Origin of the sequence: Pseudomonas sp. NPDC087336, from assembly GCF_044744285.1 — a bacterium.
Taxonomy (GTDB): Bacteria; Pseudomonadota; Gammaproteobacteria; order Pseudomonadales; family Pseudomonadaceae; genus Aquipseudomonas.
The window spans coordinates 49,293-72,023 of sequence record NZ_JBIUYA010000019.1; the positions used below are offsets into that span (position 1 = coordinate 49,293).

The window sequence follows — 22,731 nt, forward strand, 5'->3', positions numbered from 1 at the left end:
CTCAGATGTTGAAGCTTTCGCCGCAGCCACATTCACCGCGCACGTTGGGGTTGTTGAACTTGAAGCCTTCGTTCAACCCTTCCTTGACGAAATCGAGCTCGGTGCCGTCCAGGTAGGCCAGGCTTTTCGGGTCGATGATCACTTTCTCGCCGTGACTCTCGAACACCTGGTCCTCTGCAACCACCTCGTCGACAAACTCCAGCACGTAGGCAAGGCCGGAGCAGCCCGTGGTGCGAACACCCAGGCGAATCCCCTCACCTTTGCCGCGCCCGTCAAGGGAGCGTCGCACGTGTCGAGCAGCCGCTTCTGTCATGCTGATAGCCATCGGTGACTCCTTACTCGTCGCCAAAAACTGAAAGTCAGATCAAGCCTTTCTTCTGCTTGTAATCGCGAACGGCCGCTTTGATGGCGTCTTCGGCGAGTACCGAGCAGTGAATTTTCACTGGCGGCAGGGCCAGCTCTTCAGCCAGCTGGGTGTTCTTGATGGTTTCCGCTTCGTCCAGGGTCTTGCCCTTCATCCACTCGGTGGCGAGGGAGCTGGAAGCGATAGCCGAACCGCAGCCGTAGGTCTTGAACTTGGCATCTTCGATGATGCCGGCGTCGTTGACCTTGATCTGCAGGCGCATCACGTCGCCGCACGCCGGAGCGCCGACCATGCCGGTGCCGACATCAGGATCTTCCGCGTCCATCTTGCCGACGTTGCGCGGGTTTTCGTAGTGGTCGATGACCTTTTCGCTGTAAGCCATGATTCTCAATCCTCACTCATCAGGGCCGCTCTTGAGACCCTGTAGCTGCGCTTGCGTCAGTCGCCGCGTCGCTACAGGAGCTGTATCTGGCGGCTTCTTTATTTAGTGTGCCGCCCACTCGATCTTCGAGATATCGACGCCGTCTTTGTACATGTCCCACAGCGGCGACAGAGCGCGCAGCTTGGTAACGGCCTCGCAGACTTTCTGCGCGGCATAATCGATTTCTTCTTCGGTGGTGAAACGGCCGAAGGTGAAGCGGATCGAGCTGTGTGCCAGTTCGTCGTTGCGGCCCAGGGCGCGCAGTACGTACGAAGGCTCAAGGGACGCCGAGGTACAGGCCGAACCGGACGATACCGCCAGGTCCTTGAGCGCCATGATCAGCGACTCGCCTTCGACGTAGTTGAAGCTCAGGTTCAGGTTGTGCGGGACGCGGGCAGTCATGCTGCCGTTGACGTACAGCTCTTCCAGGTGCTCGACCTGCTTGTAGAAACGGTCGCTCAAGGCCTTGATGCGCACGTTCTCGGCAGCCATGTCTTCCTTGGCCACACGGAAGGCTTCGCCCATGCCGACGATCTGGTGGGTTGCCAGGGTGCCCGAACGCATGCCGCGTTCGTGACCGCCGCCGTGCATGGTCGCTTCGATACGTACGCGCGGTTTGCGGCTGACGTACAGGGCGCCGATGCCTTTAGGACCGTAGGTCTTGTGGGCGGAGAACGACATCATGTCGACTTTCAGCTTCTGCAGGTCGATCTCGACCTTGCCGGTGGACTGGGCGGCGTCGACGTGGAACAGGATGCCCTTGGAACGGGTCAGTTCGCCGATGGCCGCGATGTCGTTGATGGTGCCGATTTCGTTGTTCACGTGCATCACCGACACCAGGATGGTGTCGTCGCGCAGTTCGGCTTCGATCATCTCAGGCGTAACCAGGCCGTCGGTGCGAGGCTCGATGTAGGTCACTTCGAAACCTTCACGCTCCAGTTGGCGCATGGTGTCCAGGACAGCCTTGTGCTCGATCTTGGTGGTGATCAGGTGCTTGCCTTTGGTGGCATAGAAATGTGCCGCACCCTTGATTGCCAGGTTGTCGGATTCGGTGGCACCGGAGGTCCAGACGATTTCGCGCGGGTCGGCATTGACCAGGTCGGCCACCTGACGACGGGCGTTTTCGACGGATTCTTCGGCTTTCCAGCCAAACACGTGGGAACGGGACGCCGGGTTACCGAAGTTTCCGTCGACCAGCAGGCATTCACTCATCTTTTGCGCGACACGCGGATCAACCGGGGTAGTCGCAGAGTAATCAAGGTAAATCGGCAATTTCATGGACTATCTCCTAAATCAGGCTGGCTGGCGTGCCGCTAGCTCTCTGGCTGTCATTCGACGGCGGACGCTTCAATCTTGTCCAGGCGTGGCGCCTTGCTGTTGCAACGGCGCTGATCCTGACGCTGGGCTACTTCTTGCACCTCACGGCGAGTTACAAGGTCAGCCAAGCTGATACCGCTCAGAAATTCGTGAATCTGCAGGCTCAGATCGCACCACAAGTGGTGGGTCAGACAGGTGTCGCCTTGATGGCAATCACCCTGGCCCTGGCATTTGGTTGCATCGACCGATTCGTTCACCGCATCGATCACCTGGGCGACCTGGATACCTTGCATGTCGCGTGACAGCTGGTAGCCGCCGCCTGGACCGCGGACGCTGGAGACCAGATTGCTGCGGCGCAATTTGGCAAACAGCTGCTCGAGGTAGGACAGGGAGATGCCTTGGCGCTCGGAGATATCGGCCAGGGACACGGGCCCGTGCTGCGCGTGCAACGCCAGGTCGAGCATGGCGGTCACGGCGTATCGGCCTTTTGTAGTCAGTCGCATGGACAATTACCACGGAGTTCGGAATGAGGCGAGTATGCAATTCCCGAGTATTTAAGTCAACTATAAGACCTAGTGCTTTAGTCAGGTTTACCCGCAAAAGAGCGGCCGCATCATAGCAAAGGCTGGGCAGATACAGCCAGCAATTGCGCGTTATCGTTCTTCGCGGGCAAGCCTCGCTCCTACAATTGAAATGCATTCCCCTGTAGGAGCGAGGCTTGCCCGCGAAGGGAGCGACGCGGTTTAGCTGGCCTGACTCTGATCCTTGTCCTTCACACAGGCGAAATCTTCTTCGCGCAGTTCAGGCAGGTCCTTGGCACAGTAATTACTGCCCAGATCCTTCAACGCCCCGCACATCCCCTCCAGGCGCCCATCGACCGCCTGCAGATGATCGAGCAGCTGATTGATGGCGCGGGCCACAGGGTCCGGCATGTCTTCCGTCACACCGTAGGCATCGAAGCCGATCTTCTCGGCCATGGCCTTGCGCTTGGCGTCCAGCTCCTGGTCGGGCTTGACGATGATCCGCCCTGGAATACCCACCACCGTGGCCCCCGGCGGCACTTCCTTGGTCACCACGGCGTTGGAGCCGACCTTGGCACCCGCACCCACCGTGAACGGCCCCAGCACCTTGGCGCCGGCACCGACCACCACACCATCACCCAGCGTGGGGTGGCGCTTGCCCTTGTTCCAGCTGGTGCCGCCCAGGGTCACGCCCTGGTAAATCGTCACGTCGTCGCCGATTTCAGCGGTCTCGCCAATAACGATGCCCATGCCATGGTCAATGAAGAAACGCCGGCCAACCTTGGCCCCCGGATGAATCTCGATCCCGGTCAACCAGCGACCGAAGTTCGACACCAGCCGCGCCAGCCATTTCAGGTCCGCACGCCACAGCATCGCCGACAAACGGTGAATCCAGATGGCATGCATACCCGGGTAGCAGGTCAGGACTTCAAAAGCGTTACGCGCCGCCGGGTCTCGATGGAATACGCTCTGGATATCTTCACGCAAACGCTCAAACATCATTAATCCTTCCGCTTAAGAAGCTCGCCACGGGCCGCTTTCTGGGTTTCCGTGAGGATGCCACGCAAAATATTCATTTCCGCCCGGCTGACCGAGCTGCGTCCGTACAACCGGCGCAGGCGCGCCATCAAGTGCCGTGGCTTTTCCGGGTCGAGGAATTCGATGGCCACCAGGGTCTGCTCCAGGTGCTCATAGAATCGCTCCAGCTCATCCATGGTCGCCAGCTCAGCGCTTTTGACCGATGCCACTTCTTCCTTCTCGACCTTGGTTGGCTGGCCTTGGGCTGCCAGCCAGGCCATGCGCACTTCATAACTCAACACCTGCACCGCCGCCCCAAGGTTCAGCGAACTGAACTCAGGGTCTGATGGAATGTGCACGTGATAATGACATCGCTGTAGCTCTTCGTTGGTCAGGCCGGAATCTTCACGACCGAACACCAGGGCGATCTCGGCGCCCTGCCCGGCTTCCTCGACCACTTTCGTGCCGCATTCGCGCGGATCGAGCAGCGGCCAGGGAATGCGCCGGTCGCGAGCACTGGTACCCAGCACCAGGTTGCAACCGACCAGGGCATCTTCCAAGGTGGCGACGACTTGCGCATTTTCAAGGATGTCACCGGCACCGGACGCGCGGGCATCGGCCTCGTGGTGCGGGAACAGGCGCGGCTCAACCAGCACCAGGCGCGACAGGCCCATGTTCTTCATGGCACGCGCAGCCCCGCCGATATTGCCCGGATGACTGGTATTGACCAGGACGATACGAATGTTTTGCAGCAAGGGAGGCGCTCTCGAACACGATAATCGGGAGCCGAATCTTACAGCTGTAGCTACCGTTAAGCCATGAAAGCGAACGTCGTCCTTCTCCTGTAGAAACTTTCTGATAGAATGCCCGGCTTTCTTTAACAACCTTAGGTGACACATCCATGCAGCCCATGCTGAATATCGCGCTGCGCGCCGCCCGCAGCGCCAGTGAATTGATCTTCCGCTCCATCGAGCGCCTGGATACCATCAAGGTCGACGAAAAAGACGCCAAGGATTATGTATCCGAGGTGGACCGCGCCGCCGAACAGAAAATCATCGACGCACTGCGCAAGGCGTACCCGAATCACTCGATCCTGGGTGAAGAGACCGGCATGCACGCAGGCTCAGGCATCGAAGGCGAAGAGTACCTGTGGATCATCGATCCGCTGGACGGCACCACCAACTTCCTGCGCGGCATTCCTCACTTCGCTGTCAGCATCGCCTGCAAATACCGCGGTCGCCTGGAACACGCCGTGGTCCTGGACCCGGTTCGCCAGGAAGAATTCACCGCCAGCCGTGGTCGCGGCGCCCAACTGAACGGCCGTCGCCTGCGCGTCAGCGGTCGCACCAGCCTGGACGGCGCCCTGCTGGGTACCGGCTTCCCGTTCCGTGACGACCAGATGGACAACCTCGACAACTACCTGGGCATGTTCCGCGCCCTGGTTGGCCAGACCGCCGGCATCCGCCGCGCAGGTTCCGCGAGCCTGGACCTGGCCTACGTGGCTGCCGGCCGTTTCGACGCCTTCTGGGAGTCGGGCCTGTCCGAGTGGGACATGGCGGCAGGCGCCCTGCTGATCCAGGAAGCAGGCGGCCTGGTGAGCGACTTCACCGGCGGTCACGACTTCCTTGAAAAAGGCCACGTCGTTGCCGGCAACACCAAATGCTTCAAGGCAGTCCTGACGGCCATCCAGCCGCACCTGCCGGCCTCGCTGAAGCGCTAAGCGCCCCAAGCGACAAAAAAGCACCCTGCGGGGTGCTTTTTTTATTCCAGCTTCAGCGGATCAATGCGCCTGCTGATTCTCCGACAAGATCAACTTGCCCTCTTTATCCACAGGAATCTGGTTGCCCGGATCACGATCCATCCGCACCTTGCCTTCCTTGCCATCCAGCGAATAGCGCACGTCGTAACCGACCACCTTGTCACTGATATCATTCACCGTATTACAACGGGTCTGGGTCGTGGTGTAGGTGTCACGCTCCTGCATGCCTTCCTGAACCTTGTTACCGGCATAACCACCACCGACAGCGCCTGCAACCGTGGCAATCTTCTTGCCGGTGCCGCCGCCGACCTGGTTACCCAGCAAACCACCCGCCAGCGCACCTACCACGGTACCGGCGATCTGGTGTTGATCCTTGACCGGCGCCTGCCGGGTGACCGCTACATCCTTGCACACTTCACGTGGAGTCTTGATTTGTGTCTTGACCGGCTCAACGGCGAGTACTTGCGCATACTCAGGACCGTTATTCTTGACCAGGCTGTAGGTGGCCACAGCACCACCGGCAGTCACACCGACAGCACCCAGTACAGCACCAACCAGCATCGACTTGTTCACATGAACCTCCTTACCATCACGCGCGGGATAAACCCGCGCTTCTCCTTGCCTTGGAGCATAAAAAAAGGCGCGAGTTCAACTCGCGCCTTTTTGGACTACATCCCTGGAGGAAGCTTCACTCAAGGACGGTCGTCGATTTCCTTCTCGGTGTTGGCCGCAGGAATCAGGTCTTCGGAACTCAGGTTCAGCCAGATCAGCACCACGTTGGCGATGTAGATCGACGAGTAAGTACCCGCCAGAACACCGATGAACAGGGCGATGGAGAAGCCGAACAGGTTGTCGCCACCGAAGAACAACAGGGCCGCGATCGCCAGCAAAGTGGAGATCGAGGTGGCCATGGTGCGCAGCAGGGTTTGCGTGGTCGAGATGTTGATGTTGTCGATCAGGCTGGCCTTGCGCAGTACCCGGAAGTTCTCACGAACCCGGTCGAATACCACGATGGTGTCGTTGAGCGAGTAACCGATGATCGCCAATACCGCCGCCAGCACCGTCAGGTCGAAGGTGATCTGGAAGAACGACAGGATACCGATGGTCACGATCACGTCGTGAATCAGCGAAACAATGGCGCCGACTGCAAACTTCCACTGAAAGCGGAAAGCCAGGTAGATCAGAATACCGCCCAGCGCCATCAGCATGCCGAGGCCGCCCTGGTCGCGCAGTTCTTCACCAACCTGCGGGCCCACGTACTCGACGCGCTTGACCACAGCCGGGTTGTCGCCACCGACTTTTTGCAGCGCTTCAGCGACTTGATGACCCAGTTGCGGGTCTTCACCCGGCATACGCACCAGCAAATCGGTGGTTGCACCAAAGCTCTGCACGATGGCGTCGTTATAACCCGAAGTGGCAAGTTGCTCACGCACCTTGGTGACATCGGCCGGACGCTCGTAGGTCAGCTCGATGAGCGTACCGCCGGTGAAGTCCAGGCCCCAGTTCATGCCCCTGGTCACGACACTGAACAAGGCCAGCACGGTAAGGAACAATGTGACGCCGAACGCAACGTTGCGAACGCCCATGAAGTTGATTGTACGTAACATGGCAGCCCCTTAAATCCACAACTTCTTGAAGTCACGTCCGCCGAAGATCAGGTTGACCATCGCGCGGGTCACCATGATGGCCGTGAACATCGAGGTAAAGATCCCGAGGGACATGGTCACTGCGAAACCCTTGACTGGGCCGGTGCCCATCGCAAAGAGAATCCCGCCGACCAGCAAGGTGGTCAGGTTGGCGTCGAGAATCGCGGTGAATGCCCGGCCGAAGCCTTCGTTGATTGCGCGCTGCACGCTCATGCCCGCGGCGATCTCTTCACGAATCCGCGAGAAGATCAGCACGTTGGCGTCGACCGCCATACCCATGGTCAACACGATACCGGCGATGCCCGGCAGGGTCAGCGTTGCCCCCAGCAGCGACATCAAGGCCAGCAGCAACACCATGTTCACCGTCAGTGCAACGGTGGCGATGATGCCGAAGAAGCGGTAGATGGCAATGATGAACAGCGAGACAAACAGCATGCCCCACAGCGACGCATCGATACCTTTGGTGATGTTGTCGGCACCCAGGCTCGGGCCAATGGTGCGCTCTTCAGCGAAGTACATCGGTGCAGCCAGACCACCGGCACGCAGCAGCAGGGCCAGTTCGGACGACTCGCCCTGGCCGTTCAGGCCGGTGATGCGGAATTGCGCACCCAGCGGCGACTGGATGGTCGCCAGGCTGATGATCTTCTTCTCTTCCTTGAACGTTTGAACCGGTACGTCTTTCTCGACACCGTTGACCACTTGCTTGGTGTAAGTGGTGACCGGGCGCTGCTCGATGAAGATCACCGCCATGCTGCGACCCACGTTCGAACGGGTCGCACGACTCATCAGCTCGCCACCGTGGCCATCCAGGCGGATGTTCACTTCTGGCGTACCGTTTTCGCCGAAACCAGCCTTGGCGTCAGTCACCTGGTCACCGGTGATGATCAGGCCACGCTCGATCAGCGCAGGAGGACGATTGCCTTCACGGAACTCGAAAGATTCGGAAGTGGCTTTCGAAGCACCCGGCTCGGCAGCCAGACGGAACTCGAGGTTGGCCGTCTTGCCGAGGATACGCTTGGCTTCGGCAGTGTCCTGCACGCCCGGCAGCTCAACCACGATGCGGTTGGCGCCCTGACGCTGGACGATCGGTTCGGCAACACCCAGCTCGTTGACGCGGTTACGTACCGTGGTCAAGTTCTGCTTGATGGAGTATTCGCGGATTTCCGCCAGCTTGGCCGGGGTCATCGCCAGACGCAGCACCGGTTGACCGTTGAGGTCGGCCGGAACAATGTCGAAATCGTTGAAATTCTTGCGGATCAGAGCGCGGGCCTGTTCACGGCTGTCTTCATCGGAGAAGCCCAGCTGAATGGCGCCGTTGAGTTGCGGCAGGCTGCGATAGCGCAGTTTCTCTTTACGCAACAGGCTCTTCACATCGCCTTCGTACACTTTCAAGCGTGCATCAAGGGCTTTGTCCATGTCCACTTCGAGCAGGAAGTGCACACCACCGGACAAGTCCAGGCCCAGCTTCATCGGGTGCGCGCCAAGGTTGCGCAGCCATTGCGGAGTGGTTTGTGCCAGGTTCAGTGCAACGACGTAGTCATCACCCAACGCCTTGCGCACCACGTCTTTGGCCGGCAGCTGGTCTTCAGCCTTGGTCAGGCGAATCAAGCCGCCCTTGCCGCTGGCAGCCAGGGTGGCAGCCTTGACGTTGATCCCGGCGTCCTTGAGAGCAGCGCTCACACGGTCCAGATCAGCCTGATTGACCTGCAGCGCAGTGCTTGCACCGCTGACCTGAATGGCCGGGTCATCAGGATAAAGATTGGGAGCGGAATAAATCAGACCGATCGCCAGCACCGCCAGGATCAGAATGTATTTCCACAGAGGGTATTTGTTCAGCATCACGCCGCCCGCTTATGACGCGGGGCGCCTTGCGCGCCCCGTCGATTGAGTAGAAGTTGAAACTTAGATCGCTTTGAGCGTGCCTTTTGGCAGCGTGGCGGCGATGGCGCCTTTCTGGAATTTCATTTCGACGGTGTCGGAAACTTCCAGAACCACGAAATCGTCGGCCACTTTGGTGATCTTGCCGGCGATGCCGCCGGTGGTCACGACTTCGTCGCCTTTCTGCAGGCTGCTCAGCAGGTTTTTCTGCTCTTTGGCGCGCTTGGCCTGTGGACGCCAGATCATCAGGTAGAAGATGACCAGGAAGCCGACCAGGAAAATCCACTCAAAGCCGCCGCCCATCGGGGCTGCAGCAGGTGCTGCAGCGTCTGCCATGGCATTAGAGATAAAAAAGCTCATTTAGCACTCCAGTTGCAAATGTTGAATCTTGGGGTCAGTAAACTCAGTCCAAAGGCGGTACGGGAAGCCCGCGTTTGGCGTAGAAGGCATCGACAAAGGCGGCCAATGTACCCTGTTGAATAGCCTCGCGCAAACCAGCCATAAGCACTTGATAATGACGCAAGTTATGGATGGTATTGAGCATGCTTCCCAGCATTTCGCCGCACTTGTCCAGGTGATGCAGGTAAGCGCGGGAGAAGTTCTGGCAGGTATAGCAATCGCAGGTCGGATCGAGCGGCGAATCATCATGGCGATGGAACGCGTTTCGGATCTTCAGCACGCCGGTATCAATGAACAGATGCCCATTGCGGGCATTACGGGTTGGCATCACGCAATCGAACATGTCCACACCGCGGCGCACACCCTCCACGAGATCTTCCGGTTTGCCAACGCCCATAAGGTAACGAGGTTTGTCAGCCGGCATCATGCCCGGCAGGTAATCCAGCACCTTGATCATCTCGTGCTTGGGTTCGCCCACCGACAAGCCGCCGATGGCCAGGCCGTCGAAGCCGATCTTGTCCAGGCCTTCCAGGGAGCGCATGCGCAGGTCCTGGTGCATGCCGCCCTGAACGATGCCGAACAGCGCCGCGGTGTTGTCGCCATGGGCTTCTTTCGAACGCTTGGCCCAACGCAGGGACAATTCCATGGAAATACGGGCGACGTCTTCATCAGCCGGGTACGGCGTGCATTCGTCAAAAATCATCACGATGTCCGAGCCCAGGTCACGCTGGACCTGCATCGACTCTTCCGGGCCCATGAACACCTTGGCGCCGTCGACCGGGGAGGCGAAGGTCACGCCCTCCTCCTTGATCTTGCGCATGGCGCCCAGGCTGAACACCTGGAAACCGCCGGAGTCGGTCAGGATCGGGCCTTTCCACTGCATGAAATCGTGCAGGTCGCCGTGCTTCTTGATCACTTCCGTGCCCGGGCGCAGCCACAGGTGGAAGGTGTTGCCCAGAATGATTTCGGCGCCCGTTGCCTCGATATCCCGTGGCAGCATGCCCTTGACCGTGCCGTAGGTGCCCACCGGCATGAAAGCCGGGGTCTCGACGGTACCGCGCGGGAAGGTCAAGCGACCGCGACGAGCCTTGCCGTCAGTAGCAAGTAACTCAAACGACATACGACATTGGCGACTCATTCTTTGTCCTCGGGGCCACGTGGTGCGGGGTTACGGGTGATAAACATCGCATCACCGTAGCTGAAAAAGCGATATTCGTTGTCGACGGCGGCTTTATAGGCGGCCATGGTTTCCGGATAACCGGCAAACGCCGAGACCAGCATCAACAACGTGGATTCAGGTAAATGGAAGTTGGTGACCAGGGCATCGACCACATGAAACGGCCGGCCTGGGTAGATGAAAATGTCGGTATCGCCGCTGAACGGCTTGAGCACGCCATCGCGCGCAGCACTTTCCAGCGAGCGCACGCTGGTGGTGCCCACCGCGACCACGCGACCACCGCGAGCGCGGCAGGCGGCAACGGCATCCACCACGTCCTGGCCGACTTCCAGCCATTCACTGTGCATGTGGTGGTCTTCGATCTTCTCCACCCGCACCGGCTGGAAGGTGCCAGCGCCAACGTGCAAGGTCACGAACGCCGTCTCGACGCCCTTGGCGGCAATCGCCTCCATCAGCACCTGATCGAAATGCAGCCCAGCCGTCGGCGCCGCCACCGCGCCCAAACGCTCAGCGTAGACGGTCTGGTAACGCTCGCGGTCCGCGCCTTCGTCCGGGCGGTCTATATAAGGAGGCAGCGGCATGTGCCCAACGCGGTCAAGCAGCGGCAACACCTCCTCAGTGAAGCCCAGCTCGAACAACGCATCATGACGCGCCAGCATCTCGGCCTCGCCACCGCCGTCGATCAAAATCTTCGATCCGGGCTTGGGCGACTTGCTGGAACGCACATGGGCCAGCACGCGATGACTGTCCAGCACCCGCTCCACCAGGATTTCCAGCTTGCCGCCGGAAGCCTTCTGGCCAAACAGCCGCGCCGGAATCACCCGGGTATTGTTGAACACCATCAAATCGCCGGGGCGCAAATGCTCCAGCAAATCAGTGAATTGACGGTGTGCCAGGGCGCCGCTGACCCCATCCAGGGTCAACAGGCGACTACCGCGACGCTCGGCCAAAGGGTGGCGGGCGATCAGCGAATCAGGGAGCTCGAAAGTAAAGTCAGCAACGCGCATGATGGGGTTCGTCTAGCAGGGCCGGGAAGTCTAGCGGAAATATCAAAAATTCTCCATGTACCTGATTGACCAACGGTTATCTCATCTCTATACTCCGCGGCCATTGCCCTGATGGCGGAATTGGTAGACGCGGCGGATTCAAAATCCGTTTTCGAAAGGAGTGGGAGTTCGAGTCTCCCTCGGGGCACCAAATTAAGAAAGGTCTTGCTTAGCAAGGCCTTTTTTTTCGCCTGTAAAAAAGCCACCCCGCCCCTGTGGGAGCTGGCTTGCCAGCGATGCTTTTGATCTGCCCTTCACTGCCACTCGTACCGCCGGAACATTTCACAAGGACTCCCCCATGGAATCGCACCTGGAAACCGTCGCCCTGTTCTCCCTCAAGCTGGCTTATGAGACGGAAGGTTCAAGCCCGATTTTGCGGGATGACCTGGTCATGGGTGATTACCAGCGGGATGTGTTTGAGTTGCTGGTGCGGCGGGGGGATGTTGAGGGGATTCAGGTGAAGGTGGGTGAGTGTGTGGGGTTGGCTTTGGAGGCGGTTGGGGGTGTGGATAAGCCGTTGGGGCGGGAGTTGGGGAGGTTGGTGGGGGAATTTGCCGGGATTCGGGCAATGGAGGAGCTTGATGCTCCGCTCATCACGCTTAAGGATTATCTGAAAGATATTCAATGAAAGAGGGTCAGCCTGAATGCGGGCTCGCTCGGTAGCCGGACCGCCTCTGGCCATCACGTCTTGACCGATAACAAATCAGCTTCACTTTCCCCACCTTGCCTTTCCCACCTCTTCCCCCCTCTTTTGGCCTTGCAACTCTCATAAAGTAGCGACAACATACGTAGCCAAACGCCAGCATTCAAAGGCTTGATTCGATGCTTACCTATCATAGATTTGTCCCAGCTATGCGAAGCGCTTTGAGGCGAGTGAAGTAGAGCGCGAGTGCCCAAGGAAGGAGGGCTATGTAGGCGTAGGGAATCAGTGCCAGGTTCTTGATGCCCAAGCCGGCGAACACTACAAGCAGTATCGTTGAAGCAGCAGTCGTCCACATGGGCCATAACCTTCGAGCATTTTCGCGTTTGAACAATAGTTTGTTAGGTTGTTTTCGACTGCACTTGTAGAGGACCTTGAGGTCAGCCCATTCTATGAGCTTCATGATTTTTCCTTATCTTCAGAGTCGAGAGGGTAAAAATTGGACGACCACAAATTGGATTTATTTTCATACGAAAGACCTGCCAACTTTTCTCCTATTATCTCTTTCGACTATTCCATTTTTTACCGTGCAACTTGAAGCTTTGCGGCAACTTACTCCGCACGCCGCTATACGATGCCAAGTGTGCTGACTGCAAAAAGCCCAAGCAAAAGAGAAATACAAAACACGCCTATCCAATACAAAACTATTAGCTTCCATCTAAGGTTTCCGGGGAAACTTTGCAGGTCCTTAGCATTGGCTCCACCATCACGAAGATACACATTAGGCATAGTCATAGCGCCCATTATTGCAGCCAGAACGAACAACCTTCCCCAAGCCCCCCATTCTTAAATGGAGCCCTAACCATAATAGATGGGCAGTTTTTCAGGTGATCCAGCATCATATCCATTTTGGTGTAGGCCAAATGCAACGCCACACAAAGGAAAATGAGAAGACCGCCAAAACCAATTATGCTGATACACAGAAATATCTTTTGCGCGGCACTCACGCTCATTTCAGGGGCTTGTAAATTATTTCGCCAGTTTTTTCACCCGTCTTGCCGAGGGCAAATCCTACAGCCAAGTATTCTCTTGCCACTACAAATCAACATACCTAAATTTCTGAGCTTGCAGTTTAGTTCTCGGAACTGGCTAGCCTTAAGCCAGCCAGCTATCGATCAGACACTACATAGATCCACAGCCACATTACTTGAGCACTCCTGACTCCCACAATGAAACCAGGAACACCAAAGTGGTGAGCAATCCTATTACACTCCATTGCAAAAAAATTAATTTGCGCATAAATGGAAGTGGAAAGCTTTCTATATCTTCAGCGCTGGCGATGCCGCGCTTTATAAAAAATCGAGGAAAGGTGACAACACCAGCTATGCCACCTACCAACTGAAGCTTTCCAAATGGTCCCTTATGCTTGTTCGTATATAGCGTTATAAGCGAAGAGTTTTTTTTGAAATACGCCGACATCTCTTCACCTTCGGTGTAGCCAAGATATAGGGTAAATCCAATCCAAAATTACAATCCGACGAGCGCTACCCCGCATAAACTACCGACAACCAATTCAGCGGCAGTCATTTCGTAGAATCATAGATAACCTCCCCTATAAACTCACCACCCTTCGCACCATAAACGCTGCTAGCATAAGAACCGACCCCAACTACGATGACACCGCACATCAAAGTAAAAAAGTAAAAAGTGGACAAAGTAAAAACAATAAAAATGGGACAGATTTATTTCATAAAAAATGCAATAAAAATGGGACAGATTTACCCCCCCCTTTCCTTTTTCCACTCCTAGTACTGCCGTGCGCTTTGGAACAACTCTACAACCTTACCCCGAACACTACTAAACGAGGCCAAGTGCACTGACTGCAAAAAGCCCAAGCAATATAACGATAAAAACCACCCCACTCCAATGCAAAACAATTAGTTTGCGCCTGAGGTTCCCAGGAAAGCTTTGCAGATCCTTAGCGTTGGCTCCGCCATCGCGAAGATACACATTAGGCATAGTCATAACGCCCATTATTGCAGCCAGAACGAACAACCTTCCCCAAGCCCCCCCATTCTTAAATTGAGCCCTAACCATAATAGATGGGCAGTTTTTCAAGTGATCCAGCATCATATCCATTCTGGTGTAGGCCAAATGCAGCGCAACGCCAAGGAAAATGAGAAGACCGCTAAAACCAATTATGCTGATACACAGAAATATCTTTTGCGCGACACTCACGCTCATTTCAGGGTCTCGTAAATTATCTCGCCGGTTTTTTCACCCGTCTTGCCGAGGGCATAGCCTGTAGCCAAAGAACCTGCTCCCACCACTACGAGTCCACATATCAGGGTCCCTGCGCCTGCTGTGGGTACTCCTAAAGCTGCGCAGATAATACCTGTCGTACCAGCGCCAAAGATCACGCCTGCGGCACTACCACCGACTATTCCCCCTATAAAAGATCCTCCCTCAGTGAACTTCACCTTTTTACAGGCCTCAGCATCCCCCGCTGTACACACGTCTTGAACCTTTACGGCAGATGCTCCTCCTCCGACCGCCGTCCCGACCCAACCGCCGTATTTGACGTATTTAGAAGCCTTCGCCACACCCTCAAGATGGGTGGCATGACCCGGTATTTGGCCCCCAGGACTGGCCTCCGTCCAGAGATGAACCAGGCTTTGACTGGAAATCCCCAACATTTTTTTCAAGTTGATATGGTCAGGGAATCCAATTCCCTTGCGGGTCAGTGTCGTCATATGGGTGTTCAGTTGTGCGAGCAGACGCTGGCGCTCTGCAAAGAACGCTGGCGAGCGCAGGTTCCCATCTCTTTGAAGCGTATTCTGTTGCAACGCTTCAATATCCCTCAAGGCATTGCCTACGTTGTCCAGGTTGTTCTTGAAAACGCTCGCGCCAATGCCGATAGCGTCTGAGCCATAGGTCAGGAAAGCCTGAATGACGTCTCGGTGTTGCACCATGAAATCCGCCTCTTCGGGGCTAAGCGTTTCAATGATCTGGTTGGTCTTGGCTGCCACGTCCATGAGCAGGGCTTCTTCGCGGGTGCACTGGAAGTTATTGGGGTCGCTCAGCACGATCATCGAGCCGGCTTTGACGTCGCGCAGGTTGGGATTGAGCAGCTTGAATTTGCCCATCACCGCCGGGTCACGCAGGGTGAACAAGGAAGCTTCGAGCTCTTCGCGGGTGGTGCTTTTGGGCACGATGTAGAAGCCAGGTTCCTGGGCTGCTGAACTGCCCAGCGGCACTGGCTTGGGAGTGCTCGCCGCAGACGCGAAACCGGCGGATCGCGGCGCTGCCGGATTGCCGAGAGGTGTGTTCGGTTGGGGCGCGGCCCTTGTGGTCTGGGGTGCAGCACTGTGGCTCGATTCATAAGTGGCGGTGAAAACCGACGGGATCAACTTGGCTCTGCACGGGCAGCTGCTGTAGCTGTCCAGCGAGCCCGCCACGATCCTGCCATGACTGTTGATGTAGGAGACGCCTCCCATGATCTTGTAGGTTTCGTCGTTTTTCCCGCAGGAAACGCGGTCGCCTTCACGAGCGTGGGCGATACCAAACATCATCACGCGGGTGTCGGCCTCCAAAACCTTGCCGCCGCAAGTTGTCTCGTCACCCAGGCGAATGAAATGTCCTTTGGCCATTGCTGATCTCCTTCTCTACTGGCGCCCCGATAATGGGAAGCGCACCACTGTTAACGATCGATAAGCCGACTCAGGACGAGTCGCTTAACGCAAAGTACGTGGACAGAGAGGAAACTCAAGATGGCCGAGAAAATCAGGAAAGATCCCACAAGCCATGCGAATAAAGCCGACGAAAAAGGAGACAGGACAACCCCCCTTTCGTGCTTGGTTCGTAAAAAATCAAAAAAAGAGACATTAATAACTTAACGTCCTTCGCCACATCATCTTCTCGGCGGCAGGTCATGTACTGCTCGATTGATGGTTGCACCAGTGGTGACTGCACGATACCCTTCCGCCGTCGCTGCCAATTCAGCGACCGGGTGTGAGAACCCGTGGAAATCAAGGCGCAAAGCGCCCCAAAACCTGTCGCGGCGTTTTTTTTCGTCTGCGATATGGCTTTATGGCGGCTGTGCGTGGGAGACCTTCGGGTCTGCCGGTTGCCTTGATTGCCGGTTTCTCACCCCGCGCACGGCTGTCACCCAAGCCCGTGAGAAGGCTCGTGGCAGCTCCTCAAATCAAGGATGTTGACCATGACCAAGACAAATCCGTTTGAAATTTGGCTTTCCCCTCTACGCAATTCCCAATCGCGTAACGCCCTCCCCCATTGCCTCTCCATCCTCGGAGGTGGCCAATGACTGAACAATCTGAACTCAAAACCATTGGCCTGACGCCTGCGATCTACTGCGCGGATCAAGCGCTGTTTCATGTCACTCGAGGCGTTCCTCTCGGCGATGCGTTGTCCATGGCCTCCGATTTTCTGTTCCTGGCCAAGACGCTCACTGAAGATGCCGCTTATGCCAGAGACACTGACCGTCACGCTTGGGCTGCGCATTATCTGACTTCGATGAGCAAGGCGTTGGTGGATGATGCGGTGAAGGTGCTTACTCGAGATCGGGCTTGTGCGCCGGTATCCGAGCGGGCGGGGGCGAAGGCTGAGGCTTAGTGGTTGATGCCTGTGGGTGTGGGTGGCTTGGGATGGTGGTGGCTGATTCGGCATTTGTGCTGATTGGGCTGGAGCTATCGCGGGCAAGCCCGCTCCCACAGGGTATTGCGGTGAGTTGGCGGGCATTGTTTGGCCACGGTGTTTGAGTGGGTTTGGGGTGCAGCTTCAGCATTGGTGGTGGTTGGGCTGGGGCTATCGCCAGCGGGCTGGCTCCCACAGGGGTTTTGGGTGGTGGCTAGGATTTGGGATTGGCCTCGAGGTTTTCGGGGCTTTTTCGTATTTGGGTCAGGGTGAAAGGCTTTCGGGTTACGGCGCAATGGATCAGCGCATCTGCTCCGTAAAATTGCCCTCGGTTCTGATGCTTCTTCTCGCCTGTAATGCTTGTTATACATCAGCCCATCGACAGGCCCTCCGGGCGTTAGGCCAGTGTGCAAACGCCCTTGCGGCACTCATCTAGACTTAATGGATAGTCGTAGGCAGAACCGAGCACGTCGCTTTGGTGCGGTTCGTTCAATAGCGGCGTGGCAAGCTGCTCTTTATGCCCAGTAGAGGTGCGGCGAAGACCGTGCCGGGCGCACAAGATGCCCGCTCAGGGTGCCCTGGCCAACGGCCTGTCAATGCCACGATGCCGTGACGTGGTGTGAGTGCCGCAGCCGACACTTTCGGACGACCGACGACCTTCTGGTTTGTCCGTGACCGTGAGGATTGCTGAATGCCTGATGTTGAGTTGCACCTGTCTGTGGTCAATACCCTGCTGGAGCGCCATAAGGGCACTCCCGGTGCTCTGTTGCCGATTCTTCATGATATTCAGGAGCGCATTGGGTATATCCCCGATGCGGCCGTGCCCGAGATTGCCCATGCGCTGAACCAGAGTCAGGCTGAGGTGCGCGGGGTGATCAGTTTTTACCATGACTTCCGAACTGCGCCGCCTGCCCGGCACATCCTGCGGCTGTGCCGCGCCGAGTCGTGCAAGAGTCGCGGGGCCGAGCAGTTGGCGGCGCAGTTGCGTGAGCGTCTGCAACTGGACGACCACGGCAGCAGCGCCGATGGCAGCATCAGTTTGCGCCCCGTTTATTGCCTGGGGGCCTGTGCCTGTTCGCCGGCCCTGGAGCTGGATGGCCGGGTGCATGCGCGGCTCAGTGCCGAGCGGCTGGATGCCTTGCTTGATGCTTGCCGGGAGGACGTGTGATGCCGACTCTTTATCTGCCAACCGACTCGCTGGCCCGTGCCGTGGGGGCCGATGAGGTGTCCACGGCGTTGATCACTCAAGCCAGGGAACGCAACCTGCCGCTGGAGTTGCAGCGCACCAGTTCGCGCGGCCTGTATTGGCTGGAGCCGTTGCTGGAGGTGGACTCGCCACAAGGCCGGATCGGCTTTGGTCCGCTGACCGCTGCCGATGTGCCGTCCGTTCTCGAAGCCCTACACAGCTCAACCGAACATCCTCTGTCCCTGGGCCTGGTAGAAGAACTGCCTTATCTGAAGACCCAACAACGCCTGCTGTTCGCCCGCGCCGGCATTACCCGGCCCCTATCGCTGGATGACTACCGAGCCCACGGCGGTTTCGAAGGCCTGGCAAGGGCTGTCGCCATCGGCGGCGAGCAAACCGCCACAGCGGTGTTCGATTCGGGCCTGCGTGGCCGTGGCGGCGCGGCTTTCCCCGCCGGGATCAAATGGCGCACAGTGCGTGGCACTCAGGCTGCGCAGAAATACATCGTGTGCAACGCCGACGAAGGCGACTCCGGCACCTTTGCCGACCGCATGTTGATGGAAGGCGACCCCTTCCTGCTGATCGAAGGCATGGCCATTGCCGGTCTCTGCGTCGGCGCCACCTACGGCTATATCTATGTGCGCTCGGAATACCCGGATGCCGTGGCCACCTTGCGCAACGCGCTGGAGATTGCCCGGTCGAACGGTTACCTCGGCGCCAATGTCGGCGGCAGCGGCCAGGCCTTTGATATGGAAGTGCGCGTCGGTGCCGGCGCCTACATCTGCGGTGAGGAAACCGCGCTGCTGGATTCGCTCGAAGGCAAACGCGGGATCGTCCGCGCCAAGCCGCCGATTCCTGCCTTGAAGGGGCTGTTCGGCCAGCCGACGCTGGTGCACAACGTGCTGACCCTGGCCTCGGTGCCGCTGATCCTGGCCAAGGGCGCGCAGTTCTATCGCGATTACGGCATGGGCCGTTCCCTGGGCACCATGCCTTTCCAACTGGCAGGCAATATTCGCCACGGCGGCCTGGTGGAGCGGGCTTTTGGCCTGACCCTGCGCGAACTGGTGGAAGACTACGGCGGCGGCACCGCCAGTGGCCGGCCGCTGAAGGCTGCACAAGTGGGCGGCCCGCTCGGAGCCTGGGTGCCGCCGTCGCAATTCGACACGCCGCTGGATTACGAGGCCTTCGCCGCCATGGGCGCGATGCTCGGTCACGGTGGTGTGGTGGTGGCGGACGACACACTGGACATGGCCCACATGGCGCGGTTCGCCATGGAGTTCTGCGCCGAGGAATCCTGTGGCAAATGCACGCCGTGCCGTATCGGCTCGACCCGGGGCGTGGAGGTGATCGACCGCTTGCTGGCCGCATCGGACCAGGGCGGTCGCGATGAGCAGGTGATCATCCTCAAGGACCTGTGCGACACGATGCAATACGGTTCGCTGTGCGCCTTGGGCGGCATGGTCTCTTTTCCGGTCGCCAGCGCCCTCAAGTACTTCCCCGCCGACTTCGGCTTGCAGCCCTCGGAGGCCGAGCAATGATCACTGTATTCGATCCGAAAACCGACATGGATCTGGGCACGCCAGCCCGCGAAAGCCAGGTGCAGGTCACCCTGAACATCGACGGTCAAACCATCAGCGTGCCCGAAGGCACGTCGGTGATGCGCGCTGCCGCATTGCTGGGCACCACCATTCCCAAACTCTGCGCCACCGACAGCCTGGAAGCCTTCGGCTCCTGCCGCATGTGCCTGGTGGAGATCGACGGCATGCGCGGCTATCCCGCGTCCTGCACCACGCCGGTCACCGAAGGCATGACCGTGCACACCCAGACGCCGAAGCTCGCGACCCTGCGGCGCAACGTCATGGAGTTGTACATCTCCGATCACCCGCTGGACTGCCTGACCTGCTCGGCCAACGGTAACTGCGAGCTGCAAACCGTGGCCGGTCAGGTCGGCCTGCGGGAGGTGCGTTACGGTTACGAAGGCGACAACCATCTGGCCGATGTGAAGGACACGTCCAACCCCTACTTCGACTACGACCCGAGCAAGTGCATTGTCTGCAACCGCTGCGTGCGTGCCTGCGAAGAAACCCAGGGCACCTTTGCCCTGACCATCACCGGGCGCGGTTTTGAATCCCGGGTGGCGGCGGCTGGTGGGGATAACTTCCTCGATTCGGAATGCGTGTCCTGCGGCGCCTGTGTACAGGCCTGCCCGACCGCCACGCTGATGGAAAAAAGCGTGGTCGAACTGGGTCAGCCCGAACACAGCGTGATCACCACTTGCGCCTATTGCGGCGTGGGTTGCTCGTTCCGCGCCGAGATGAAAGGCGACCAACTGGTGCGCATGGTTCCGGACAAGAACGGCCAGGCCAACCACGGCCACTCCTGCGTCAAGGGCCGATTTGCCTGGGGCTACGCCACCCACCCGGATCGCATCACCAAGCCAATGATCCGCCAGCACATCAACGACCCGTGGCAGGAAGTCAGCTGGGATGAAGCGGTGACCTACGCCGCCAGTGAATTCCGCCGCCTGCAGCAGAAATATGGCCGCGATTCCATCGGCGGCATCACCTCCAGCCGCTGCACCAACGAAGAAACCTACCTGGTGCAGAAACTGGTGCGCGCCGCCTTCGGCAACAACAACGTCGACACCTGTGCGCGGGTCTGCCATTCGCCGACCGGTTATGGCTTGAAGCAAACCCTGGGCGAGTCCGCCGGCACCCAGAGTTTCGACTCGGTGATGCAGGCCGACGTGATCCTGGTGATGGGCGCCAACCCCAGCGATGCGCACCCGGTGTTCGCTTCGCAACTCAAGCGCCGCCTGCGTGAAGGCGCACGGCTGATCGTCATCGACCCACGGCGTATTGATCTGGTGGATTCAGTGCATGCTCGCGCCGAATATCACTTGGCCCTGCGCCCCGGCACCAACGTCGCCATGCTCAACGCCCTGGCCCATGTGATCGTCACCGAAGGCCTGCTCAACCAGCCCTTCATCGACGCCCGCTGCGAAGGCAACGATTTCGCCCGCTGGAGCGAGTTCGTCAGCCGTGCGGAGAACTCACCGGAAGCCCTTGCCCCAGTCTGTGGGGTCGACGCCGCCGATATTCGTGCTGCCGCGCGCCTGTACGCCACCGGCGGCAACGCCGCGATCTATTACGGCCTGGGTGTCACCGAGCACAGCCAGGGCAGCACCGCGGTGATGGGCATCGCCAACCTGGCCATGGCCACCGGCAACATCGGGCGCGAAGGCGTGGGCGTGAATCCGCTGCGGGGGCAGAACAACGTGCAGGGCTCCTGCGACATGGGCTCCTTCCCCCACGAGTTGCCCGGCTACCGGCACATTTCCAACGAAGTGGTGCGGGCGCAGTTCGAGCAGGCGTGGAACGTCACGTTGCAACCTGATCCGGGCTTGCGCATTCCCAACATGTTCGAGTCGGCGCTGGCCGGCAGTTTCAAGGGCTTGTACTGCCAGGGCGAAGACATCGCCCAGAGCGACCCGAACACCCAGCACGTCACCGCGGCCCTGTCGGCCATGGAGTGCGTGGTGGTGCAGGATATCTTCCTCAACGAAACCGCCAAATTTGCCCACGTGTTCCTGCCGGGCGCCTCGTTCCTGGAGAAGGACGGCACCTTCACCAACGCCGAGCGGCGCATCTCGCGGGTACGCAAGGTCATGGATCCCCTGGGCGGCAAGGCCGACTGGGAAGGTACGGTGGCGCTGGCCAATGCCTTGGGCTACCCGATGAACTACAAGCATCCATCGGAAATCATGGATGAAATCGCCCGCCTGACGCCAACCTTCACCAACGTCAGCTACGCCGAACTCGAGCGCCACGGCAGCCTGCAATGGCCGTGCAACGCCGAGGCACCGGACGGCACGCCGACCATGCACATTGATCAATTCGTGCGCGGCAAGGGGCGCTTCATGCTCACCGGCTACGTGCCCACCGAGGAGAAGGTCAACAGCCGATACCCGCTGTTGCTGACCACCGGGCGCATCCTCAGCCAGTACAACGTCGGCGCCCAGACCCGGCGTACCGAGAACGTCGCCTGGCACGCTGAAGACCGCCTGGAAATTCACCCTACCGACGCCGAGAGCCGTGGCATCAACGAAGGCGACTGGGTCGGCATCGGCAGCCGCGCCGGGCAGACCGTGCTGCGCGCGCGGGTCACTGAACGGGTGGCGCCGGGCGTGGTGTACACCACGTTCCACTTCCCGGAATCGGGGGCCAACGTGATCACCACCGATAACTCCGACTGGGCCACCAACTGTCCGGAGTACAAGGTCACGGCCGTGGAGGTCAGCCGCGTGTACCACCCTTCGGAGTGGCAAAAACGCTTCCAGGAATTCACCGACGAACAGCACCGCTTGCTCAAGGAGCGCCGTCAGGCCCGTGGCGATAAGGCAGAGGTGCGCCGATGAGCACCGAAAACCTGATCAAGATGGCCAACCAGATCGCCCAGTACTTCGCCAGCGAACCGGACCGGCAACAGGCAGTACTGGGCGTGCGTAATCATCTCAAGATGTACTGGACGCCAGGCATGCGCAAGGAGTTGCTGGCCTGGCAGACTGAGCATAAGGGCGCGGATATGCACCCGCTGGCGCAAGAGGCGGTGGGTGGAGCGGGCTGGTAGCGACTGAAAAACGCGATTCCTGCAGGAGCCGGCTTGCCGGCTCCTGCAGGATGAATATCAGCCAGCACATAGGCTGAA

At 58.7% G+C, this 22,731-nt stretch carries 22 protein-coding genes and 1 tRNA gene; 8 read left to right on the forward strand and 15 right to left on the reverse strand.

Translation table 11 applies throughout. The annotated features are described in order from the left end of the window. Position 1: 1 nt before the first annotated feature. The 6 genes from iscA to trmJ form a co-directional block, all read right to left on the reverse strand. Entirely contained in the window at positions 2-325 is a 324-nt protein-coding gene (iscA, locus tag ACIO0C_RS19465) for an iron-sulfur cluster assembly protein IscA (RefSeq protein ID WP_003227904.1), read from the reverse strand. A gap of 34 nt (positions 326-359) precedes the next feature. Continuing rightward, the gene (gene iscU, locus ACIO0C_RS19470; protein ID WP_007974006.1) at positions 360-746 is read right to left on the reverse strand and encodes a Fe-S cluster assembly scaffold IscU; all 387 of its coding nucleotides are present in this window, start codon (positions 744-746) and stop codon (positions 360-362) included. Between the two features lie 102 nt (positions 747-848). Continuing rightward, the gene (locus tag ACIO0C_RS19475) at positions 849-2,063 is read right to left on the reverse strand and encodes an IscS subfamily cysteine desulfurase (protein WP_020795599.1); all 1,215 of its coding nucleotides are present in this window, start codon (positions 2,061-2,063) and stop codon (positions 849-851) included. A gap of 50 nt (positions 2,064-2,113) precedes the next feature. Then, positions 2,114-2,605, reverse strand: coding sequence for a Fe-S cluster assembly transcriptional regulator IscR (gene iscR, locus ACIO0C_RS19480; RefSeq protein WP_007903581.1), 492 nt, complete (start codon positions 2,603-2,605; stop codon positions 2,114-2,116). Between the two features lie 240 nt (positions 2,606-2,845). Continuing rightward, on the reverse strand, positions 2,846-3,622 hold the full coding sequence (gene cysE / locus ACIO0C_RS19485) for a serine O-acetyltransferase (protein WP_046820397.1): 777 nt from the start codon (positions 3,620-3,622) through the stop codon (positions 2,846-2,848). A gap of 2 nt (positions 3,623-3,624) precedes the next feature. Next, positions 3,625-4,395 (reverse strand): tRNA (cytosine(32)/uridine(32)-2'-O)-methyltransferase TrmJ, encoded by a 771-nt coding sequence (gene trmJ / locus ACIO0C_RS19490; protein WP_401314673.1) that lies wholly within the window; start codon positions 4,393-4,395, stop codon positions 3,625-3,627. 146 nt (positions 4,396-4,541) lie between these two features. Between trmJ and suhB the strand changes: the two genes are divergently transcribed. After that, the gene (gene suhB / locus ACIO0C_RS19495; RefSeq protein ID WP_008057724.1) at positions 4,542-5,360 is read left to right on the forward strand and encodes an inositol-phosphate phosphatase; all 819 of its coding nucleotides are present in this window, start codon (positions 4,542-4,544) and stop codon (positions 5,358-5,360) included. A 60-nt stretch (positions 5,361-5,420) separates the two neighbouring features. On the opposite strand, the gene ACIO0C_RS19500 is transcribed toward suhB, so the two are convergent. From ACIO0C_RS19500 to queA, 6 genes are all read right to left on the reverse strand, one after another. After that, positions 5,421-5,972, reverse strand: coding sequence for a glycine zipper 2TM domain-containing protein (locus tag ACIO0C_RS19500; protein ID WP_401314676.1), 552 nt, complete (start codon positions 5,970-5,972; stop codon positions 5,421-5,423). A gap of 119 nt (positions 5,973-6,091) precedes the next feature. Continuing rightward, positions 6,092-7,006 (reverse strand): protein translocase subunit SecF, encoded by a 915-nt coding sequence (gene secF, locus ACIO0C_RS19505; RefSeq protein ID WP_401314678.1) that lies wholly within the window; start codon positions 7,004-7,006, stop codon positions 6,092-6,094. Positions 7,007-7,015: 9 nt separating this feature from the next. Further along, on the reverse strand, positions 7,016-8,884 hold the full coding sequence (gene secD, locus ACIO0C_RS19510; protein WP_401314680.1) for a protein translocase subunit SecD: 1,869 nt from the start codon (positions 8,882-8,884) through the stop codon (positions 7,016-7,018). 63 nt (positions 8,885-8,947) lie between these two features. Further along, positions 8,948-9,283 (reverse strand): preprotein translocase subunit YajC, encoded by a 336-nt coding sequence (gene yajC / locus ACIO0C_RS19515; protein ID WP_007956696.1) that lies wholly within the window; start codon positions 9,281-9,283, stop codon positions 8,948-8,950. 43 nt (positions 9,284-9,326) lie between these two features. Then, positions 9,327-10,442, reverse strand: coding sequence for a tRNA guanosine(34) transglycosylase Tgt (gene tgt, locus ACIO0C_RS19520; protein ID WP_162130301.1), 1,116 nt, complete (start codon positions 10,440-10,442; stop codon positions 9,327-9,329). A 14-nt stretch (positions 10,443-10,456) separates the two neighbouring features. Further along, on the reverse strand, positions 10,457-11,506 hold the full coding sequence (queA, locus tag ACIO0C_RS19525; protein ID WP_401314682.1) for a tRNA preQ1(34) S-adenosylmethionine ribosyltransferase-isomerase QueA: 1,050 nt from the start codon (positions 11,504-11,506) through the stop codon (positions 10,457-10,459). A gap of 105 nt (positions 11,507-11,611) precedes the next feature. Here queA and ACIO0C_RS19530 point away from each other — a divergent pair. Beyond that, positions 11,612-11,696, forward strand: a tRNA-Leu gene (locus ACIO0C_RS19530). A gap of 147 nt (positions 11,697-11,843) precedes the next feature. Next, a complete protein-coding gene (locus ACIO0C_RS19535) occupies positions 11,844-12,173 on the forward strand; it encodes a hypothetical protein (RefSeq protein WP_401314684.1) in 330 nt (109 codons plus the stop codon). Between the two features lie 1,215 nt (positions 12,174-13,388). Here ACIO0C_RS19535 and ACIO0C_RS19540 read toward each other — a convergent pair. From ACIO0C_RS19540 to ACIO0C_RS19550, 3 genes are all read right to left on the reverse strand, one after another. Further along, positions 13,389-13,664 (reverse strand): hypothetical protein, encoded by a 276-nt coding sequence (locus ACIO0C_RS19540; protein WP_401314686.1) that lies wholly within the window; start codon positions 13,662-13,664, stop codon positions 13,389-13,391. 378 nt (positions 13,665-14,042) lie between these two features. Next, entirely contained in the window at positions 14,043-14,429 is a 387-nt protein-coding gene (locus ACIO0C_RS19545; protein ID WP_282487779.1) for a hypothetical protein, read from the reverse strand. Then, positions 14,426-15,835, reverse strand: a complete 1,410-nt coding sequence (locus ACIO0C_RS19550) for a PAAR domain-containing protein (RefSeq protein ID WP_401314688.1) — start codon at positions 15,833-15,835, stop codon at positions 14,426-14,428. The genes ACIO0C_RS19545 and ACIO0C_RS19550 overlap by 4 nt, the downstream gene beginning before the upstream one ends. Positions 15,836-16,505: 670 nt before the next feature. On the opposite strand from ACIO0C_RS19550, the gene ACIO0C_RS19555 reads away from it, so the two are divergent. From ACIO0C_RS19555 to ACIO0C_RS19575, 5 genes are all read left to right on the forward strand, one after another. After that, positions 16,506-16,817, forward strand: a complete 312-nt coding sequence (locus ACIO0C_RS19555) for a DUF3077 domain-containing protein (protein WP_401314690.1) — start codon at positions 16,506-16,508, stop codon at positions 16,815-16,817. 712 nt (positions 16,818-17,529) lie between these two features. Then, on the forward strand, positions 17,530-18,006 hold the full coding sequence (locus tag ACIO0C_RS19560) for a formate dehydrogenase subunit gamma (protein WP_401314692.1): 477 nt from the start codon (positions 17,530-17,532) through the stop codon (positions 18,004-18,006). Further along, positions 18,006-19,562 carry a formate dehydrogenase beta subunit gene (locus ACIO0C_RS19565; RefSeq protein WP_401314694.1) on the forward strand — a complete coding sequence of 519 codons (1,557 nt, stop codon included), beginning with the start codon at positions 18,006-18,008 and terminating at the stop codon, positions 19,560-19,562. Before ACIO0C_RS19560 ends, ACIO0C_RS19565 begins: the two co-directional genes overlap by 1 nt. Further along, positions 19,559-22,441 (forward strand): formate dehydrogenase subunit alpha, encoded by a 2,883-nt coding sequence (gene fdhF / locus ACIO0C_RS19570; protein WP_401314696.1) that lies wholly within the window; start codon positions 19,559-19,561, stop codon positions 22,439-22,441. Before ACIO0C_RS19565 ends, fdhF begins: the two co-directional genes overlap by 4 nt. Then, positions 22,438-22,653, forward strand: coding sequence for a formate dehydrogenase subunit delta (locus tag ACIO0C_RS19575; RefSeq protein ID WP_401314698.1), 216 nt, complete (start codon positions 22,438-22,440; stop codon positions 22,651-22,653). The genes fdhF and ACIO0C_RS19575 overlap by 4 nt, the downstream gene beginning before the upstream one ends. Positions 22,654-22,731 lie beyond the last annotated feature (78 nt).

Bases quoted from the DNA above. Each gene is read 5' to 3' on its own strand.
- iscA (WP_003227904.1), bottom strand. From the start codon at position 325: ATGGCTATCAGCATGACAGAAGCGGCTGCTCGACACGTGCGACGCTCC.
- iscU (WP_007974006.1), bottom strand. From the start codon at position 746: ATGGCTTACAGCGAAAAGGTCATCGACCACTACGAAAACCCGCGCAAC.
- ACIO0C_RS19475 (WP_020795599.1), bottom strand. From the start codon at position 2,063: ATGAAATTGCCGATTTACCTTGATTACTCTGCGACTACCCCGGTTGAT.
- iscR (WP_007903581.1), bottom strand. From the start codon at position 2,605: ATGCGACTGACTACAAAAGGCCGATACGCCGTGACCGCCATGCTCGAC.
- cysE (WP_046820397.1), bottom strand. From the start codon at position 3,622: ATGTTTGAGCGTTTGCGTGAAGATATCCAGAGCGTATTCCATCGAGAC.
- suhB (WP_008057724.1), top strand. From the start codon at position 4,542: ATGCAGCCCATGCTGAATATCGCGCTGCGCGCCGCCCGCAGCGCCAGT.
- secF (WP_401314678.1), bottom strand. From the start codon at position 7,006: ATGTTACGTACAATCAACTTCATGGGCGTTCGCAACGTTGCGTTCGGC.
- secD (WP_401314680.1), bottom strand. From the start codon at position 8,884: ATGCTGAACAAATACCCTCTGTGGAAATACATTCTGATCCTGGCGGTG.
- yajC (WP_007956696.1), bottom strand. From the start codon at position 9,283: ATGAGCTTTTTTATCTCTAATGCCATGGCAGACGCTGCAGCACCTGCT.
- tgt (WP_162130301.1), bottom strand. From the start codon at position 10,442: ATGTCGTTTGAGTTACTTGCTACTGACGGCAAGGCTCGTCGCGGTCGC.
- queA (WP_401314682.1), bottom strand. From the start codon at position 11,506: ATGCGCGTTGCTGACTTTACTTTCGAGCTCCCTGATTCGCTGATCGCC.
- ACIO0C_RS19535 (WP_401314684.1), top strand. From the start codon at position 11,844: ATGGAATCGCACCTGGAAACCGTCGCCCTGTTCTCCCTCAAGCTGGCT.
- ACIO0C_RS19540 (WP_401314686.1), bottom strand. From the start codon at position 13,664: ATGTCGGCGTATTTCAAAAAAAACTCTTCGCTTATAACGCTATATACG.
- ACIO0C_RS19545 (WP_282487779.1), bottom strand. From the start codon at position 14,429: ATGAGCGTGAGTGTCGCGCAAAAGATATTTCTGTGTATCAGCATAATT.
- ACIO0C_RS19550 (WP_401314688.1), bottom strand. From the start codon at position 15,835: ATGGCCAAAGGACATTTCATTCGCCTGGGTGACGAGACAACTTGCGGC.
- ACIO0C_RS19555 (WP_401314690.1), top strand. From the start codon at position 16,506: ATGACTGAACAATCTGAACTCAAAACCATTGGCCTGACGCCTGCGATC.
- ACIO0C_RS19560 (WP_401314692.1), top strand. From the start codon at position 17,530: ATGCCTGATGTTGAGTTGCACCTGTCTGTGGTCAATACCCTGCTGGAG.
- ACIO0C_RS19565 (WP_401314694.1), top strand. From the start codon at position 18,006: ATGCCGACTCTTTATCTGCCAACCGACTCGCTGGCCCGTGCCGTGGGG.
- fdhF (WP_401314696.1), top strand. From the start codon at position 19,559: ATGATCACTGTATTCGATCCGAAAACCGACATGGATCTGGGCACGCCA.
- ACIO0C_RS19575 (WP_401314698.1), top strand. From the start codon at position 22,438: ATGAGCACCGAAAACCTGATCAAGATGGCCAACCAGATCGCCCAGTAC.